The organism is Leptotrichia sp. oral taxon 847 (assembly GCF_001553645.1).
Classification (GTDB): domain Bacteria; phylum Fusobacteriota; class Fusobacteriia; order Fusobacteriales; family Leptotrichiaceae; genus Leptotrichia.
The window spans coordinates 1,853,462-1,869,707 of the sequence record NZ_CP014231.1 but is presented as its reverse complement, the minus strand read 5'-3'; the positions used below and the strand labels follow the sequence as shown (position 1 = coordinate 1,869,707).

The following is a 16,246-nucleotide window of genomic DNA, read 5'->3' as shown; positions in this document are numbered from 1 at the left end:
TTAGGCAACCTATTTATCAAAAATATTTTTTTACGTTCTTATTTGGCTTGTATTAAAGCCGTTTTTAGATTGATTTTAAATAATTTTCTTTTCTATCCACTCTGTTGAGCCACCCTTTTAAAAAAACTTTTTGCGATGGTCTGTTTGCTGCTATTACTTTATAATATCTTCTCTGCAAATCGTGATATTTTTCCAAAAATTTATTTTCATCAACTTCATTAAGCGCAACTAAACTTTTTTCTCCTAAAATTCCGTCCACTCTCAAATCAAATCCCAGTTCATTCAGTGCAGCCTGTGCTTTTTTAGCTCCCCATTTTCCAGCGTTTACTATAAAATCACATACTGATAACGCTATCTTGTCTGATTTTAAAGTATCAAGCCCATTTCTATGATAGTATTTCTTATTATAAATATCTCTTGCTATCTCAAGCGGCATATCTCTCATATTACCTTTATACCCATATTTTCTAGCTTCTGATTCTATAATACCATATTTTGTTTTTCCTCCTCTATCATTTTTGTCGTTTGAATATCCACCCTCAACTTTTAGTAAATAATCAAATATTTTCTCAAATCTGTCCATCTACATCACTTCCCATTCTTCACTAAATAATTCAATCATAGTTTCTTTCCAAGGCACTCTACCGTATCTGGATTCCACATATAGATATGGAGCTGTCATTTTACTGTTTTCATCAGGAAATTGTGCTTTTATCACTACATCCTTGCTCCATTGCGGCAATCTCATTGCTTTTCCTTTTTTTACTTCTTCAAATGCTTTCCCAAAATTCATCTATACCACTTCCTTTACTTCTTCAACATTTAATATTATGTTATCTTTTTCAAATTTTATCCCAACAACTTTATATTTTTTACCGTCTAATTCAATTTCTGTACATATAAGTTTTTCTATATTCATTATTCATCACTCCTTTTAATTAATTTTGAAAAAAATCATTAACATTTAGTTCTAACATCTGATCAATAGTGTATCTACTGATTCCAACAACCGCCATTTGTTCTCCCATGTCTGCAACTTCAATTATGTCTTGTATTTTTGTAGCTAAATCTTTTAATTCAGTTCTATTCAACTCAATAAATTCAACCATTTTTTTATCATTTAAGACTTTTACTTTTTCAATCTTGTCTTGTTCTAAAGTCCACATCAAAGACATTTTAAGAGACAAACTGTTTCTATTTCTTTCGTTGTTCTCAAATGTGTATTTTTTGCTATCTTTTTCGATTTCAAGCGGCTGGTTCAAAAAGCTTGATTTTGCTTCTGCTAAGTCCTTTAACGCCTTTTCTCTCAATTCTTTTAACTTTGCGTTTAGCAAATCATTGTTAACTTTCCAAGTGTTGCTATCCTTGTCCCATACGCTCCACTCATTTGGCTTTGCAATAGTAACTATTGTTTCGTTAACTTCATCCAAATAACTCCCATCACTTAGAGCTGTTTTACCAGCTTTTATTTTTTCAACTTCAGTCATTTCTCTAAGTTCTCCAGTTTTTTTGTCCAAAACTGGATTTGAAAGTAACGATGTTGAGAATTTCATAGTTTCTTTGTCCCAATCTGGATAAAACAAGTTTGGATTTTCTTTGAATTTATCAATCCCAGTCGTAACTGGCTTTGCTATACATTCCATTGTTGCAATTAAATAAATGTAAACTATTGTCATTTTTATCACTCCATTTCTTTATTTTTTTATGATTTTTATTCTGTGCTAACTTATAAATTTGCACAAAATTTAAAAATATGAATGCTGAATGCTGGTTTTTTAGATACAATAGACCGCAGAACCTTTAAGCTCATAGTATTGTCTTGCCGAAGTTCCCCAAATTACAACGCCGTCTTTTCTTAAAATTAAACGAGTATTTCCATTAATGTTATTTTTTTCTGAACTTATAATTGCAAATTCATTATTAAAATAATTTGGATTAGGAGCAAAATTTGGAGGATAACTAGAAATTAAATCGTTATCATTGTAAGACATTAGTGTTTTATAATTTTGAAGATGAACAAAAGCGTTAACAACCTTTCCTGTTTTTGTAAATTTTATAGTACCATTTGGAATAGTTATAGTTTTTGTTTCAATTTCAAACAAATTTTCTAATTTGTCCATAATCGGCTTATTCGATATAGCTCTAAATTTCCCGGTGTCGTTGTATGTCAGACTGTTGTCTTCAATACATTCATAGTAATATTTCGTTACACTGTCATAATAAAACTTACCTTTCGTTTTATTGCCAATGTCCTGTATGTTTCCGCCAAATTCTAGTCCTAGAATCTCAGCTAAACGATTCCCTTCTAATGCTGTACCTTTTTGCGATCCGTATAAAGTACTATCTGATAAAACAAAAGAATTGTTTTTAAAGTTCAATAAATATTCTTTTTTATCTTTTAAAATCCCTTTATCAACCTTATCCAACAAATTGTTCTTTAATTGATAGATTTGATATTCTGTTCCGCCTAATTTTAAAAATACATCCTCAAATTGATTTTCTCCATCAATTCTAATTAATAATTTTAATCCGTCAAATACGCCAAATTCTTCGATACCAGTCAATGTAACTTCGTAAATATCTTTGTTAGTTCCTACAGTTCTAGTTGTATCTAAAGTATGAACCAATCCTTTTTGCAAATCATTCATGATTTGTGCTGTCAATGTTGTTCCAACTTGGGTTGCCGTTTCTTCACCTTTCCAAATATGCCTAACCAATCCAGCACCAACATCGTTTGCACTTTCAACTTTGTAAACATCTAAATTCGTTCCTATCCAATCCTTTATTTTTTTTAACATCTATCTTACTCCTTCTTGTGTAATTACATTTATTCTTGCTAAATTACTCTCATAACTTTTTTGTTGCAAAATCTCATCATAAAAGCTATCCTCTATTTTTAAAATTCTTTTCACTCCAACAAAGGCCCCATTTGAAATATAATTAGCTGTTTGCACCTTATATTTAAAATCAACAGTTATTTCCACACCTTTCGCTCTTATTTCAAGCAAGATATTTAAGATACTCTTTTTTATATATGCAGACAGTCTTTTATTCAATATAATGTAAATGCTTCCTGCTTTTTCTTTATAAAATTGTGTTTCAAAATTTCCGTTAAAACTTCCATTTTTAACTTTAAAATCTATGTTTTTAACTTTATCTTTTATAATCCCTTCTTTAAAAATAAAAATATTTTGCTCATAATTTTCAATTATAATCTTGAGCACGTTTAAGATTGTTTCAAAAGTTGCATTTTTACTTTTCCTTGAAATCTCAGCAAGTATTCTTTTTCGATAATTTTCATCATTTTCATTCATATTTCTTTTTAAATTAAAAGATATTCCAAATTTGTCTAATGCATAACCTTCCGCTTTCATAATGTTTAAAGATTTCAAAAGCTCATATATTCCTTTACTCGCTTGTCTGATTTCTTCTAAATATAAATTCAACAAAAAATAATTATTGCTTTCTCTGTCTCTTCTATACATATGTGGGAATCTACTTATTATTTCATCCGTATAATCTTCGCTATTTTTATACATAAACTACCTCAATATTATTTTCATTAATTTGAAATTTTTGACCGACTGGAACTGTAAATATTTTGTCAAAATTTTGTATTGCGACACTGGATTCAGTTAATCCCATTTTTAGATTTATTTTTCTTATATCGTCAATTCCTAATACTTCAGAATATGTCTTTAAATAACTAATAGATTCTCCTGTTTTTAAATTATTAATATAATTTAGTATTTCTTGCTGTATCTGTTTTGTCCAACGATTATCTTTTTCATTTAAATTTTTAGTTTCTAATACTTCAACTTTTATTAATAAAGTACTATATTTTATGATGTTATATATTATTTTCCTTTCAAATGCACCTCTTTTTAACTTCTTTTCAAATGTTTGCGCATTGGAATCTCCAATAGTCAGTATTCCATCTGCTTTTAAATCCAAAATAGTTTCAAAAATTTTATCATCTGGCGTTCCTTCCAAAAATATTTTAACTGTTCCAGCTTCGGTAGTTGGCTCAGTTTCAGGATCTAATATCAACACGTTTTTAATATTTTCTAAAGCCATCAATCCATTATATAATGCTGAATGTGTTGCGGTCTGCTCAATGGTTTGTTTTCGCTTCAATCTTTCCCTGTAAAGGCTGTCACTCTCATCATCTGCGCCGCCAATAACATCAACATCATTTGTAATTTTAGCAACTCCATCATATTCAGTTGTAAACAAAACATCGCTTGTGATATTACTTTCTTTTCCAATTTCAAGTGCTTGAATAAATCCTATTCCATAATATTCATTGTTATCTAATTTATCCAATGTAACATTAGACAGTAGTCTGTATTCTTTTTCAGCATATTTTATAATAGTCTGTGCTGGTATAACTCTATTCTTTTCTCCAGTTATTTTTACCTGTCCAGTTGTGTAAGCCCCTGATTTTCGTGGAGTTCTCAGTAAAGTTCCAAAATAATCTAAATATATTCCTGTTGCTGTATTTAGATTCATTTGATTATTAAATTCTAACAATTCTTCCCATATTTGTGATAATTCATAGCCTATCGCTTCAGAATGAATCCCTTCAGGAGTATTAAAATCTAAAATATAATTATTATCTTGTAATCTTGCTTTGTACCTATTTTCTATATCTTTCATAATATCTGTAAAACTTTTTAACACAAATCCTTTTTCTGTTACTCCAAAATCCATTGTTCCTCCTTTCTAAAATGCTAAAGTCTTTCCGTTTTTCAATAACATTTCCATTTTAAAATTATAGTTTCCATTTCTATTTTCAAAATTGCTTTCGAACTTTGTTATTTCTGCCACATCTTCATCCGATAAAATAGTCTCTTTAACCTGGGCCTCTATATTAAATTTTTCCAACAAATTTCCTATTTGCCCATTATTTTCATTTCTTTTAAGCCAATAAATACCTTCATTTTTGTGCAAAAACCACTCATTAAAGAACAATCTTAACTTATTCTCAAGCCTTAGCCTTATTTTTTCTATTTCAGAACTTAATGCTATGTTTTTTCCCATCACAACATCAATTTCTTTGTTGTCGTCTTTTTCGGTTTGCCAACTTTCAACACTTTTCATATCAACTGCCTTTCTAAAAAATTTGTAACAAAAAAATCACAGCTAAATTAATAACTGTGATTTTAAATATTTTTAATTGCTATTCTAACAACCCTTCCATAACTTCATTATGAAACTGCTCTACTTTTTCCGCTATTTCTAAAAATAGTTCTTCGTAATCTGATTTCAAATCTCCTATTATAACACTTGTATCTATCTGCTGCATTGGTATTGAAACCATTCTATGTGTCCTAATATACGATAATCTAGTCAAGTTTATTTTAGGAAATTTTGATGGATCTATTTCTATATCATATACTGGATTTACATTTATTCTGTTTGGAATAGTTGAAATAGGAAGAACTACATAATCATCATTTTGAGGACTTCTTAATACTAAAGCAGGTCTTGATTTTATTGAATTTCTATGTAATCTTGTATTGTAATATTGAGTTAAACATCTAACTATTTTTCCTACCATCAAACCACCGCTTCATAGTCGTCAAATTCATCATAGTACATATCCCACACATAGTCATAAGGCCTTACTTTCTTTGCGTCTTCTCTTATATCTTCAGTTTGAATTTTAATCCTTCCGTTTTCTTCTTTTTTAAGCCCTTTTCGAGAATTGAGCCAAGAAATTTCCTTATGTGTTAATGCACTTAACTTCCACGATGCTAATGCTCCGTATTCTTGAATTACATTGTTTATTATGTATTTACTTTCACTTTTTATGTCTTCTGTTTCATAGTTTATTCCATCTGTTGTGTAAGAAGTTCGTACCTCTCTTGACACGGGTCCATACTTCCAGCCTTCAAATGTCTCATTAAAAAGAGGTTCATTTAAAATAGCAATTGTTTCCCTTTGGGAAAAATACAGCAACTTCTGTAATTTCATTTCATCAATAATTTCTCCTGTCACTCTTTTATATTCATTAAAAATATATTGAGCAACATTTATTATTTTTTCCATATCGCTACCTCCTCTAGTTATCATTTGACAACTAAATTATATCTTAAAAGTAGCAAAAGTGCAACAGAAATTTAGAGTTTTTTTGACTAATATCAAAATATCACAAATCACAGTTATTATATTTAATTGTAATTGTCCTTATTTATATCCTAATCCAACGGCATACCGCCATTAGTATGAGTTAAGAATGATTTACCACCAATCTTAGCGTCTCCACTAACTTCCAAATCACCTTTAATGCTCACTGCTCCGCTTATATTTATGGAATTGCCTTTTACGGTAACTCCACTATCATTTATCGTTACAAGCGTTCCGCCGTAAGCAATGTAGAAGTCATTAGATACATTCTTTTCTGCATCACTTGTTATCTGTCCAACTACGATAGCGTTATTTATGTCAAATTTAGCACTGGAGTTCGGCTCGCAAGGTTCAGAAGCATTTCGTGCATTGAATGTATCATGCTGACAAAAAGCTACCAAAACCTTGTCATTTACAGATAACGGAGCATTTATTTTACATCTGTTACTCCAAAATATTGGAGCAATCGGCACATTTTCAATTACTTCTACTTCATCACGAGTGCCAAAAAGTTCAGGAATATCAAGCATTTGTATACTGCAAATCATATTTGAATTGTCTGCTTCCACAATTTTGGCTATTGCAAGGGTATTTAAATTATCAAAGCTACCGCTTATCATTGATTCAATATGGTCTCCCACTGTCTTTTTTCTCACTTTTACCTCCTACTCCATATATTCTAACTATTCTATCCCAGTCTTTTTATTTTTTATTTCCGCTACTTTTTGTAGTAGTTTTTTTAGCATCTTTTTTATTTTCCTCACTCTTTTTATCGTCTTTTTCTTTTGCCTTTCTATTTTTAGATGCTTTCTCATTTTTTCCTTTTTTCCCAGAAACAATCTCGATTTCATTAGCTTTTTTAGTTTCTTCATCATCAAATTTAGTTTTTATTTCTAACTCTGTATATGCATCACTTTTAAAATTAATAACATGCTTACCTTTTGTGATAAGATACTCTCCTTTGATTTCAAGTTGCTCAAATTCCTTTTTTAAATCTAAATTAATCTTAAAACCTTCTTGGAATCTATGATCAAATATACTCTTTAGTGTATAAGTACCATCATTTTCTTTTACATCCTGAAATCTATTTGGATCAAATTCTAAAATACCTCTATTTATCTTATCTCGCGGTTGAAAAGTAACAACTCCATTCGTTATAAAAAAAACGCTTTTAGTGTCTTTTGCTATTTCTTTAAAGATGTGTTTTACGTTGTTATGCATTGTTTTTCCATCTTTATAATCAATATCCTTACCAAGCTCTATTGTTCCAGCTTTTAATTTATCCAAATTTGATAAAATTAATTTTATTATTGTACTAGCTTTTGTTCCTTTTCCAGTTTTAAGATTTATTTTTGTATCCTTGTATTCATCATTAAAAGTGTTACAAGTTATTTCAAATTTCTTATCAGCGTTGCTCCAACTTCCTTTCAAACTCTCAATAATCCCTTTATAAATAACACCAATATCCTTATTTACTCCATCATTCCAATACCCAGCTTCAATAACTACTTCGATACCTTTTTTTAATTTTTTAATCATTTCATCTGTTAAATTATAAATAACTATTTTAGCAATATTAGTGCTTTCTGTTATATCAAATTCAGTTTGTATCTCGAAATCTGGCGAATAATCAACTCCATTTTCAACTTGAAATCTTTCAAATTCGATCTCCTCTGTTTCATCTCCATTTTTTACTTTAAAAGTTACTTTTGCATATCTGTCCCACAAAATATAGTAATTATTATTATTTACTCCGTTATTTTTTGCATTTCCTATGTTCTCAGCCATTAAACCACCACCATAATATCCTGTAATATTCCAGCTGTTTCTGTTGTAAACTCAACATCAAAGCCATTCAAATTGATTGGCAAAGCTATCATTTTGACATTTGGAAATTCTTTATATCGTCTTCTGCACAATAAGAACAAATCTTCGTATGCATTAATTCTCTGACCCATATGTAAATTTTCATTATCAGTTTTTATATCTAAATACCAAAGTTCTTTTATATTGTAAATTTCCAATGTAACTAACAACGTTTTTTCTCCATCGCCTAATAAAATTCTATAACTACTTTTTTTATTTTTCTTATATAAAATATCAAAACTATATAATTTTCTCATGCTTTAATATCTCCTGTTCTAGGATCATCTCCAAGTCCACCTTTCATTGATTCGCTCATTGAAACTTCAGACATTTCTCGATTTTGGGTATTAGTTCCTGGATCATAAGCACTCGTTGTAGTCTTTCCGTCAGTTGTAGTAAATTTTAACAAATTTACTTCTTTTAAATTTATTGAAACTTTTATGCTAGTATAATTTTGATAATTTTCTGAGTAACTGACACTAGTTATTGCGAGTGGAGCATACACCTTATCGAATTTAGTATACATAAATGTTGTGTAATTCCTTTTTTTTGATTCTTTAACTAATTTCTCAAGTTCATCTTTCCACTCTTTGCCGTGTAAAATCACCTCAATTTTTAATGTATACGGATTTACAAACATATTTTCATTAAAATTATCTTTTAAATACGATTTGTAGCCTGTTATTTCATTGTCTTGACTATAATCAGTCGAAATTACTAAAAGAGGTATAGTTCCTAAAAATCCATTAGGTTTTATGCCAAAATATTTTAAATACATTTTTTCAAGTCTATCTTTTTGTGCTTCAAACCCTACGATTGCTTTTTTTAAAAAATCTAATACTTGCATTCTATACCTCCTAAACTATTCCTAATTTTTCAAGTTCATTTTTTAATTCATTTAGTGTTTCATCATTTCCACTAACATTAAATACAAAATGATTATTATTTGTAACGACTGTCCCACTTTCTTTCAACCCACCACGAGTATTAGCTTTAATAGATTTTAAATTGTTCAGTATATCATTAGTTGTTGTATTTCTCGCAATCATAGAACCATTAGGTAACCAAATAGCTTCATCTCCGTGCTCGTCGATAGTAGTCATTCCTCCGCCACCTTGTGCTTGAAAATTATTAGTTCCTACCGCGTGTTTACCTGTAACAATCCCTTTGATTCCTCCTACAAATTGTGCTCCACCAGCTTTTATTCCGTCCCAATCTAATTTACTAGCCGATTGAAAAGCATTTATTAACCCTTGCACAGCAGATATAGCGGATTGAATCCTACTTATTATTGCTGATATTGCTGATGATACAGCTGATTTAATTGCGTTCCAGGCTGCATTTATTAAATTTCTCGCAGTTTGATTATGAGCGTATAAACTTACTAATGCGCCTATAAACATTCCAACTGGACCTCCAACTATCATTCCAATTACAGCAGGAATTAACGCCCCTATTGCACTCCAAGCAGCTGACACAACTGCATGAAAAGTTGAATTTGTATTATAAGCATTTATTATCGCTCCAATAAAACTCGATACAGCATTAATAATTGCCATAACAATTCCGCTAATTATAGCTCCGACCAATTGAAAAATCGCTGCAATAAGGTTCCAAGTGGTAGTTATAAGTTCCCTAAACACTTCGCTTTGTGCCCACAATTGTGTCATCCAATTAATAATGCCACCTACCATTCCTGAAAATACAGAACTTACAAAAGACCAGCATTGAGCAATTGCATTCCAAGCTGTTATTATTGCATTTCTGAATCCTTCGTTTGTGTTCCACAAATACATTATCACAGCTACTATTGCCATTATTGCTGCAATTATAGCTGTTGCAATTAAAACATATGGATTTAAGGCAGCTACTGCATTAAAGGCTGATTGCGCTGCAACTAAAGCCCATAAAATTCCAATTCCAGCTGCTAATCCTAAAAATACAGTTCCCCAAAGTCTCACTGTTTCTTTATTTTGCTCTACCCATTTAGTCATCTCTTGCACTTTTTGAGCAAATGCATCAACTTTTTCTTTGAAAGATTCCAATTTTTGCTTAACTTCATCAGCTGTCATTCCCCAAATTTGCGTTTTATCCTTTGCATCTTTTGATTTTGTACTAAATCCAAATAACGCACCTACAACAGCCATTATCAAGTCGCTGATTGCTCCTAATGCACTCCCTAAACTTTGTAATGTAGCCGTCCACACTTTGTTTACGTCAGCATTTTGTTGCAAATAATCTTGCCATTGCTTAAACATATTAAATATAACTACTAAACCAATCGCCAATAGTCCGTAAAGAACTATTTTTAATAAGCTAACACTTGCAATAGCTTCTTTTATCCCAGAAATGAAAGGCCCAATGCTTGATTTCATTTTATTAAATACCATTTCTCCAATTACTAAAGCTCCCAAAATAGAAACTAATTGCAATAGCCAAGGCGCTTTTTCTGCTACCTGTCCAATTGCTTCAGCTATTCCCATGAATAACCCTGCAACAGGAACTAATAAAGGCTCTAATGAGTCAAATACCGCTGCAAACGTACTTGACATTGTTCCCATTAAAGTTTCAACCGCTCCTGCACTTCCTTGCATCATAAAGTCACTCAATTGCTTAGCTACCCCACTACTATTTTTTATTTCATTTTGAAGCTTTTTCAAGTCTTCTATACTTCCATTCAATAGCGTATTGGCGGCTCTACCTCCTTGTACTCCGAATATAGCTTTTAATACTCCAGCTTTATCCGCGTTACCCATTTTGTCAGTTACACCTTTTAATCTTTCAACAATCGAAACCATATCTTGTAAATTACCTTTTTCATCTGTAACCTTACCAATTAAATCTTCAAGTTTTCCACGTTTTTTTAAATCTTTCAAACTTTCAAACATTTGATTTAATCCAGTACCTGCTGTTGACCCTGTTAATCCGTTATCATTCATTTTACCTAACATAGCATAAACAGTTTCAAGTGGTACTCCTAACGCTTTTCCGGACGCTCCGACGTATTTAAATCCTTCAGCCAATCTTGGCAAATCAGCCGCTGTATTTTTTGATGTAACAGCTATCATATCAGTAACTTTTTGGACCTCTTTCGCAGATAACTGATAAGAGTTCATGTGCATTTTAACCATTTCAAGAGCTGGTGTTATGTCTGAATTGAACGCTTGCGCTAAATTTGCAGCTGCTGGAATTATTTGTTTCATTTCGTCTTTTTTAATTCCTAAAGTTGCTCCTGAATTAATAGCTTGTGCAACATCTAAGTTATTAAATTTTGTATCTCCTCCAACTTTTTTAGTTAGTCGCCTATACTCTTTTAAATCAACACCATATCCACCTGTTTTGGCAGAAGCGCCACGTAATTCATAATCAGTTTGTCCATATTCCTGCAACGCTTCCATTCCAGCTTGTGTAATAAAACTTCCTGCCTTATACAATGCTCCATCACGAACTTTATTTAAAAGCCCTTTAACTTTTTTCATTGCACTGTCAGCACCTTTAGCCACGTTTCCAAGAGGATTCTTAACCGACTTTCCAACTGCTTCTTTAGCTTTATTCAAATCATCCATTTTCTTTTTAGCCTCTTGTGTTTCTTTTTTTACATTATCCAACCCACTTTTTACAGTTTTACCAGTTCCAAGCGTTTTCATCATTTCTTGAGCCGTTTTCATTTGAGATTTAAGTTTATCCCCTTGTGCTTGCAAATGCTTTTGCATATTCTGTATTTGCTTATTAAAATTATTTAAACTAACTTTGTCTAATGTTTTAGCTAGTTTTTCAGCTTCTTTTTGCATTGATTGTATCCATTGCTTTGCGTTTTTATCTTTAATAACAAACTCTAACTCATAAGTAACTCCTACTCCACTAGCCATTTATCTTCCTTTCTTAATCTTTTTCCGTTCTCTTTCTTTTGCTTTTTGAATTTCTGTATCATAAAAGCACATTTTCAAAAAAGTTTCGAACTCTTTTTCAGAGATTTTATTTTCGTTATATCTTTTTAAAAAAACAAAAGAATTAAAACTTTTAAAATTCTCATTTATTTCTAACTGAAATGCTAAATTTTCAATTTCAGTTATATCTTTTAGCATTTCATCTTTATTAAAATATATTTTCCCTTCATGAAAAAATGCTGGATTCTTATTTAAGGAAGGGATTTCTTACCACTTCCGATAAAAACACACCTAATCCAATAATTTCACTTGATGGAAAGTCCTCAAAGTCAAACCGTGGCAACAGGTCATCATTATAAAAACAATCGACTATATCACCAAAATTAAGTACTCCTTTCCCAGTAACAGGATCAAAATCCATTTTTGAATATTTCGACGCTTGTCTTGTAGTCGGATATGTGCAACCCACATCTTTCGGTTTCCCATCCCAGCTAATCAAAGTGTATTTAAATATCTGTTTTGGTCTTAATCCTCCTTGCTGTTTTATTCTCCTTCTCTCATTTTTATTTCTTCTTTCTTTTATTTCTTCGGCCGTTTCAGCAACTATTTGGGGCTCAACAGTTTTTACCTCCGCTGCTCCTATTGTTTCATTTTTTTCTTCTTGCTCCAACGGTCCTAGTCCTGCCATTTCTCTTGACATATTGATAGCTTCTTTTTCTGCTTCAGTGTATTTTCTCTCTAAATCCATTTTTTTCTCCTTATATTTTGTATAAAAGACAACTATTATATTTTTCATATTAGTTGTCTTTTTTCTCCAATTAAATTACAAGTTCTCTGCTTTCCGCTTCAAACTCCCACGCTCTAGCTTCAGTTCCACTTTCGTTTGCATATTTTAATGCAGCTTTTTTCTTAAATGAAACACCATTATATATATAAGTTTCATTTGTATTTGTATCAGTTATTACCATAAACATTGGAAATAACCCTTTGTTTCCTTTCCACAATTTATGCAATCTTTCCATTGTTCTGTGCTCGCTACTTCCGTATAGCAGACTTAATGTGATAGATACACTCTCGTCGACTGATACGTTAACAACCTTTTGCCCACAACTCGCAATTGTTGAGCTCGAGCTTTCTGTGTTTGGATCATCCTCAAAACCATCTTCATGTCTGCAAGTAATTGCATAAGGAATACCTGCAGCAGTTAATACAATTTTGACGTTATCCACATTATATTGTTTTGTTGACATTTATATTTACCCCCTTTATTTATCGAATACAATTTCTCCGTCTGTTGTAATTGTTCCTGTTAATGCCACATTTCTTGCACCGTTTAAATAAGTCACTCTTAAATCAAATTTAAACTTACCTTCTCTAATCGATTCTTGTGTTAGTTCATCAACTGTCAAATGCCCTAATTTTATACTAAACTCATTACCATTTTTATCCTTTTGAGTTATTGTCCCGAAATAACTTCCATTACTATCAACCATAAACATCCCAGCATTCGCTCCTTGTCTGCAACGTTCTCTTATGATTGATTCAATCATTAATCTACCAATATCATTCAAAGGTATTTTGTCTTTTCTTACCTGGAATATTGTTAAATCTTTTTTTAAACCATCTCTCAACCATCTCTCAACCAAATTTCAATTAATTTCAATTCGATAAATGTTTTATTATCAGAATTAAGTCCATTTACAATATGAAAATAACCTTGAGTTGGTTTAGATAAGTAATTTAATCCAGCGTCCCAAAAAGATTTTTGCTCAGTTTTTGTAAAATTTTCTTGGACAAAACCAGTTATTTGAGTCGAATGGACAATATAACTTCCTAAATCTTTATATCCTATTGTTCCACCAGCCAAGGCCCCTGTAAGCCAATTTCCTTTAGCTAAATTTTTAGCTCCTTCGATTACAAACGCAACGTTATTCACGTTATTTTCTGTTTGCAATTTTACAGCTTCAGCTGCACTTCCTACTTTTTCATAATCAACAGCTATAAAAAATTGTTTATCCTTATCAGTTTTTGCATAAGATACTATACCGTTAATATATGTTTTCTCAGAAACAATATCCATATTAGTAATCCAGTTAGTGACTTCAAAAGCATTCTCGTGGTCTATGTATGTATTCATAAGCTCTGTAAATGTTGCTGCCGTATTATTTCCGTAAACAACTACATTTAACGGTGTATACGCTTGCGAATATGCACTAGCTATTAATTTATAAAAATTATGATTTTCATTTAATCCGCTGATGTTTAATTCCAATAAATCGCCAGGTTCTGTAATAAATGTTGGCGATATTGCAAAATCTTTTGTAAAAAACATCAAACTTCTAACATCAGCATAAAATGCTCTGTTATTTTCTGACTTAATTTGTACATTATTCAAAGTATTTAAATCATTTCTCTGTATTGCCATTATTCCTCCTTAATTTTTTTGTATAAACTTATTTGTCTTAACAATTCCTTTTTTATCTTTAATCTATTATTCGTATTTATTTTATACTGTGCGTCAATGTTTTTTTGTTTGCTCCTTTGCACCTGTAAATCTTAGAAAGTGAATTTTTTATAAAATTTTTACCGCCAATCCATACTTAACAGCACATTCATATTCAATTTTACACCCTCTAGCATATTCATAGCCTTGTGCAAAAACTACTATATCTGCATTGCACATTAATTCCAGCGACTTCGCTAAGTATCGCAAGGAACTATTTCTTTTGCCTGGTATCATCGGAAAAACTGAGTCTATAATCTCTATTTCCCCATATTCTTCTTTCAAACGGCTAACTATCTTTTCTCTTTCCTGCTCTATGTTAGCGTGGCTCTTATTTCTCATTGGTTGGCTTATAAATATTTTCATTATTCCTCCTTAAAATCTTTATTTATATAATGCTCTGCAAAATAGCTAAATTGCAGAACTTGTTTATAATATTTTCTGCCCATAAAATTAAAAGGCGTTTCCTGTATCTTGTATACTTTCCGTATCTTCCTTTGATGTTTTCTGTCATCAAAGTAATCATTTGTTGCGTCTGTATTTGCCAAAAACATGTAAAGCATATCAAAATCATTATGCTTCTCTCGTGATTCCAAAGTCAAAAGTGCCTGTATTTCCTCATCATAACAATATTTATCGTTTCCAAAAGGAATAGGGCTTCTTGCATCTTCAATATACAAATTATAGAAAACAAGCGGAAATTTAAGTTTTTCATATTGTTCAGCTGAAATCTCATCACGTTTTTCCTCGTTAATAACTTGATTTATGCCAAATTTTTTACAAAATTCCTTAATATCATTCACAACTTCTTTTCTAATTTCGCTTGTCATCTATGTTCAGCTCCATTCTCAAAAATTCCCCATAATTTTCCTCGATATTCACAACCCTGTAAATCACATCTTTATGCTTTATTTTTATACCTTCCGATACTTTAAAATCCTGATTATCATTCAAAATATAATATCCCTCTTTTTTATTCGATAAAAAACTCCCGTCCATACTTTGTGGAAATGATGAATTATGTTTAGGTGTCAGTATAGCCATTTTTACCGTCTTTTCTATTTTGTTTTGAATAGGATTGCCCATTTCGTCGAATTCGATCTCAGAATTTTCTGAATACACAATCACGTCATCTGACAGTTTTTCTATAACTTTCAAAGTTTTTTTAATAGCTGATTTTGTTTTCCTATCCATTATCCACCACCCCTGCCAACAATTCTCCCCCCGTTAATTTTAGCCGCAATATTGCTCTTAAAATGCCCAGTTTCAATCATTGGATTATTAAATCCTTTTCTTGCGATTGTCACAGGACTGTTTGGAGGGCTTTTTATCCTTTCAATCATTGATTTATATCTTGTACTAGCTTCAGTTCCAATTTTATTCGTCATTGCTGCAACATCAAAACTTCCGTTTATAATCCTTGCAACTCCTTCTTTAAAGTATCTAGCAGCCATTGGATTAAATTGTTCAAAAGCTTTTTGATTATAATTCCATCCAGGAACTCCACGACTTGAACCACTATCCAATACATTTGATAATCCAAAGGCATCAAATCCATCTTTGACACTATAATTCGTTACCGTTCCCACTTCTATCTTTTGAGGATTCATTGCCAACAACTTCTCCAAATTTTTGTTTTTTGGTTTCTGTTTCACTGTTAGTTTGCAAGGCATCTTTATCACCTAAATTTATAATCTCTATTTTTAATTTTCTTTTTTCTATCTCCTGTTTTGCAATATTTACTCTTCGTTGAGTCAAATCTAATTCATTGTCACCAACATTTAAAAGTATATGATTCAACTCAACAAGTAATATTTCTTCTTTTTCTTTATTTTTAAAATTAAACATTTCAACTCCT

The 16,246-nt window shown here is 31.2% G+C and carries 25 protein-coding genes; all 25 read right to left on the bottom strand.

What is annotated here, in order from left to right; genetic code table 11:
- Positions 1-64 precede the first annotated feature (64 nt).
- Positions 65-583, bottom strand: a complete 519-nt coding sequence (locus AXF11_RS08860; RefSeq protein ID WP_068157298.1) for a glycoside hydrolase family 108 protein — start codon at positions 581-583, stop codon at positions 65-67.
- Complete coding sequence (locus AXF11_RS08855; protein WP_068157295.1) at positions 584-793, bottom strand: Thoeris anti-defense Tad2 family protein; 210 nt, start codon at positions 791-793, stop codon at positions 584-586.
- Positions 794-919: a hypothetical protein gene (locus AXF11_RS11025; RefSeq protein ID WP_257720971.1), complete on the bottom strand. Its 126-nt coding sequence runs from the start codon at positions 917-919 to the stop codon at positions 794-796.
- A gap of 19 nt (positions 920-938) precedes the next feature.
- Positions 939-1,676: a hypothetical protein gene (locus AXF11_RS08850; RefSeq protein WP_068157292.1), complete on the bottom strand. Its 738-nt coding sequence runs from the start codon at positions 1,674-1,676 to the stop codon at positions 939-941.
- 99 nt (positions 1,677-1,775) lie between these two features.
- Positions 1,776-2,798, bottom strand: a complete 1,023-nt coding sequence (locus tag AXF11_RS10930) for a hypothetical protein (protein WP_068157289.1) — start codon at positions 2,796-2,798, stop codon at positions 1,776-1,778.
- Positions 2,799-3,539, bottom strand: a complete 741-nt coding sequence (locus AXF11_RS08840; RefSeq protein ID WP_068157285.1) for a hypothetical protein — start codon at positions 3,537-3,539, stop codon at positions 2,799-2,801.
- On the bottom strand, positions 3,532-4,713 hold the full coding sequence (locus AXF11_RS08835; RefSeq protein WP_068157282.1) for a baseplate J/gp47 family protein: 1,182 nt from the start codon (positions 4,711-4,713) through the stop codon (positions 3,532-3,534). The genes AXF11_RS08840 and AXF11_RS08835 overlap by 8 nt, the downstream gene beginning before the upstream one ends.
- A gap of 12 nt (positions 4,714-4,725) precedes the next feature.
- Complete coding sequence (locus AXF11_RS08830) at positions 4,726-5,103, bottom strand: hypothetical protein (RefSeq protein ID WP_068157279.1); 378 nt, start codon at positions 5,101-5,103, stop codon at positions 4,726-4,728.
- 79 nt (positions 5,104-5,182) lie between these two features.
- Positions 5,183-5,563 (bottom strand): type II toxin-antitoxin system PemK/MazF family toxin, encoded by a 381-nt coding sequence (locus AXF11_RS08825; RefSeq protein ID WP_068157276.1) that lies wholly within the window; start codon positions 5,561-5,563, stop codon positions 5,183-5,185.
- The gene (locus AXF11_RS08820; RefSeq protein ID WP_036060578.1) at positions 5,563-6,054 is read right to left on the bottom strand and encodes a Panacea domain-containing protein; all 492 of its coding nucleotides are present in this window, start codon (positions 6,052-6,054) and stop codon (positions 5,563-5,565) included. Before AXF11_RS08820 ends, AXF11_RS08825 begins: the two co-directional genes overlap by 1 nt.
- Positions 6,055-6,203: 149 nt before the next feature.
- Entirely contained in the window at positions 6,204-6,788 is a 585-nt protein-coding gene (locus AXF11_RS08815) for a hypothetical protein (protein WP_068157273.1), read from the bottom strand.
- A 46-nt stretch (positions 6,789-6,834) separates the two neighbouring features.
- Positions 6,835-7,920 carry a hypothetical protein gene (locus tag AXF11_RS08810; protein ID WP_068157270.1) on the bottom strand — a complete coding sequence of 362 codons (1,086 nt, stop codon included), beginning with the start codon at positions 7,918-7,920 and terminating at the stop codon, positions 6,835-6,837.
- Positions 7,920-8,255: a hypothetical protein gene (locus tag AXF11_RS08805; protein WP_068157268.1), complete on the bottom strand. Its 336-nt coding sequence runs from the start codon at positions 8,253-8,255 to the stop codon at positions 7,920-7,922. Before AXF11_RS08805 ends, AXF11_RS08810 begins: the two co-directional genes overlap by 1 nt.
- On the bottom strand, positions 8,252-8,845 hold the full coding sequence (locus AXF11_RS08800; protein WP_068157265.1) for a phage baseplate protein: 594 nt from the start codon (positions 8,843-8,845) through the stop codon (positions 8,252-8,254). The genes AXF11_RS08805 and AXF11_RS08800 overlap by 4 nt, the downstream gene beginning before the upstream one ends.
- 10 nt (positions 8,846-8,855) lie before the next feature.
- The gene (locus AXF11_RS08795) at positions 8,856-11,867 is read right to left on the bottom strand and encodes a phage tail tape measure protein (RefSeq protein ID WP_068157261.1); all 3,012 of its coding nucleotides are present in this window, start codon (positions 11,865-11,867) and stop codon (positions 8,856-8,858) included.
- Positions 11,868-12,083 (bottom strand): hypothetical protein, encoded by a 216-nt coding sequence (locus AXF11_RS08790; RefSeq protein WP_068157257.1) that lies wholly within the window; start codon positions 12,081-12,083, stop codon positions 11,868-11,870. It abuts the gene before it with no gap.
- Positions 12,084-12,132: 49 nt separating this feature from the next.
- The gene (locus AXF11_RS08785; RefSeq protein ID WP_068157254.1) at positions 12,133-12,633 is read right to left on the bottom strand and encodes a hypothetical protein; all 501 of its coding nucleotides are present in this window, start codon (positions 12,631-12,633) and stop codon (positions 12,133-12,135) included.
- A gap of 70 nt (positions 12,634-12,703) precedes the next feature.
- Positions 12,704-13,135, bottom strand: a complete 432-nt coding sequence (locus AXF11_RS08780; protein ID WP_068157252.1) for a phage protein — start codon at positions 13,133-13,135, stop codon at positions 12,704-12,706.
- A 15-nt stretch (positions 13,136-13,150) separates the two neighbouring features.
- Positions 13,151-13,516: a hypothetical protein gene (locus AXF11_RS08775; RefSeq protein ID WP_068157249.1), complete on the bottom strand. Its 366-nt coding sequence runs from the start codon at positions 13,514-13,516 to the stop codon at positions 13,151-13,153.
- On the bottom strand, positions 13,513-14,310 hold the full coding sequence (locus AXF11_RS08770) for a hypothetical protein (protein ID WP_068157248.1): 798 nt from the start codon (positions 14,308-14,310) through the stop codon (positions 13,513-13,515). Before AXF11_RS08770 ends, AXF11_RS08775 begins: the two co-directional genes overlap by 4 nt.
- A 147-nt stretch (positions 14,311-14,457) precedes the next feature.
- Positions 14,458-14,754: a DUF4406 domain-containing protein gene (locus AXF11_RS08765; RefSeq protein WP_068157244.1), complete on the bottom strand. Its 297-nt coding sequence runs from the start codon at positions 14,752-14,754 to the stop codon at positions 14,458-14,460.
- Positions 14,754-15,218 (bottom strand): hypothetical protein, encoded by a 465-nt coding sequence (locus tag AXF11_RS08760; protein ID WP_068157240.1) that lies wholly within the window; start codon positions 15,216-15,218, stop codon positions 14,754-14,756. The genes AXF11_RS08765 and AXF11_RS08760 overlap by 1 nt, the downstream gene beginning before the upstream one ends.
- Positions 15,202-15,582, bottom strand: coding sequence for a hypothetical protein (locus AXF11_RS08755; RefSeq protein WP_068157236.1), 381 nt, complete (start codon positions 15,580-15,582; stop codon positions 15,202-15,204). The genes AXF11_RS08760 and AXF11_RS08755 overlap by 17 nt, the downstream gene beginning before the upstream one ends.
- Entirely contained in the window at positions 15,582-16,004 is a 423-nt protein-coding gene (locus tag AXF11_RS08750) for a hypothetical protein (RefSeq protein ID WP_156440406.1), read from the bottom strand. Before AXF11_RS08750 ends, AXF11_RS08755 begins: the two co-directional genes overlap by 1 nt.
- Complete coding sequence (locus AXF11_RS08745; protein WP_068157229.1) at positions 15,955-16,236, bottom strand: hypothetical protein; 282 nt, start codon at positions 16,234-16,236, stop codon at positions 15,955-15,957. Before AXF11_RS08745 ends, AXF11_RS08750 begins: the two co-directional genes overlap by 50 nt.
- Positions 16,237-16,246: the final 10 nt, after the last annotated feature.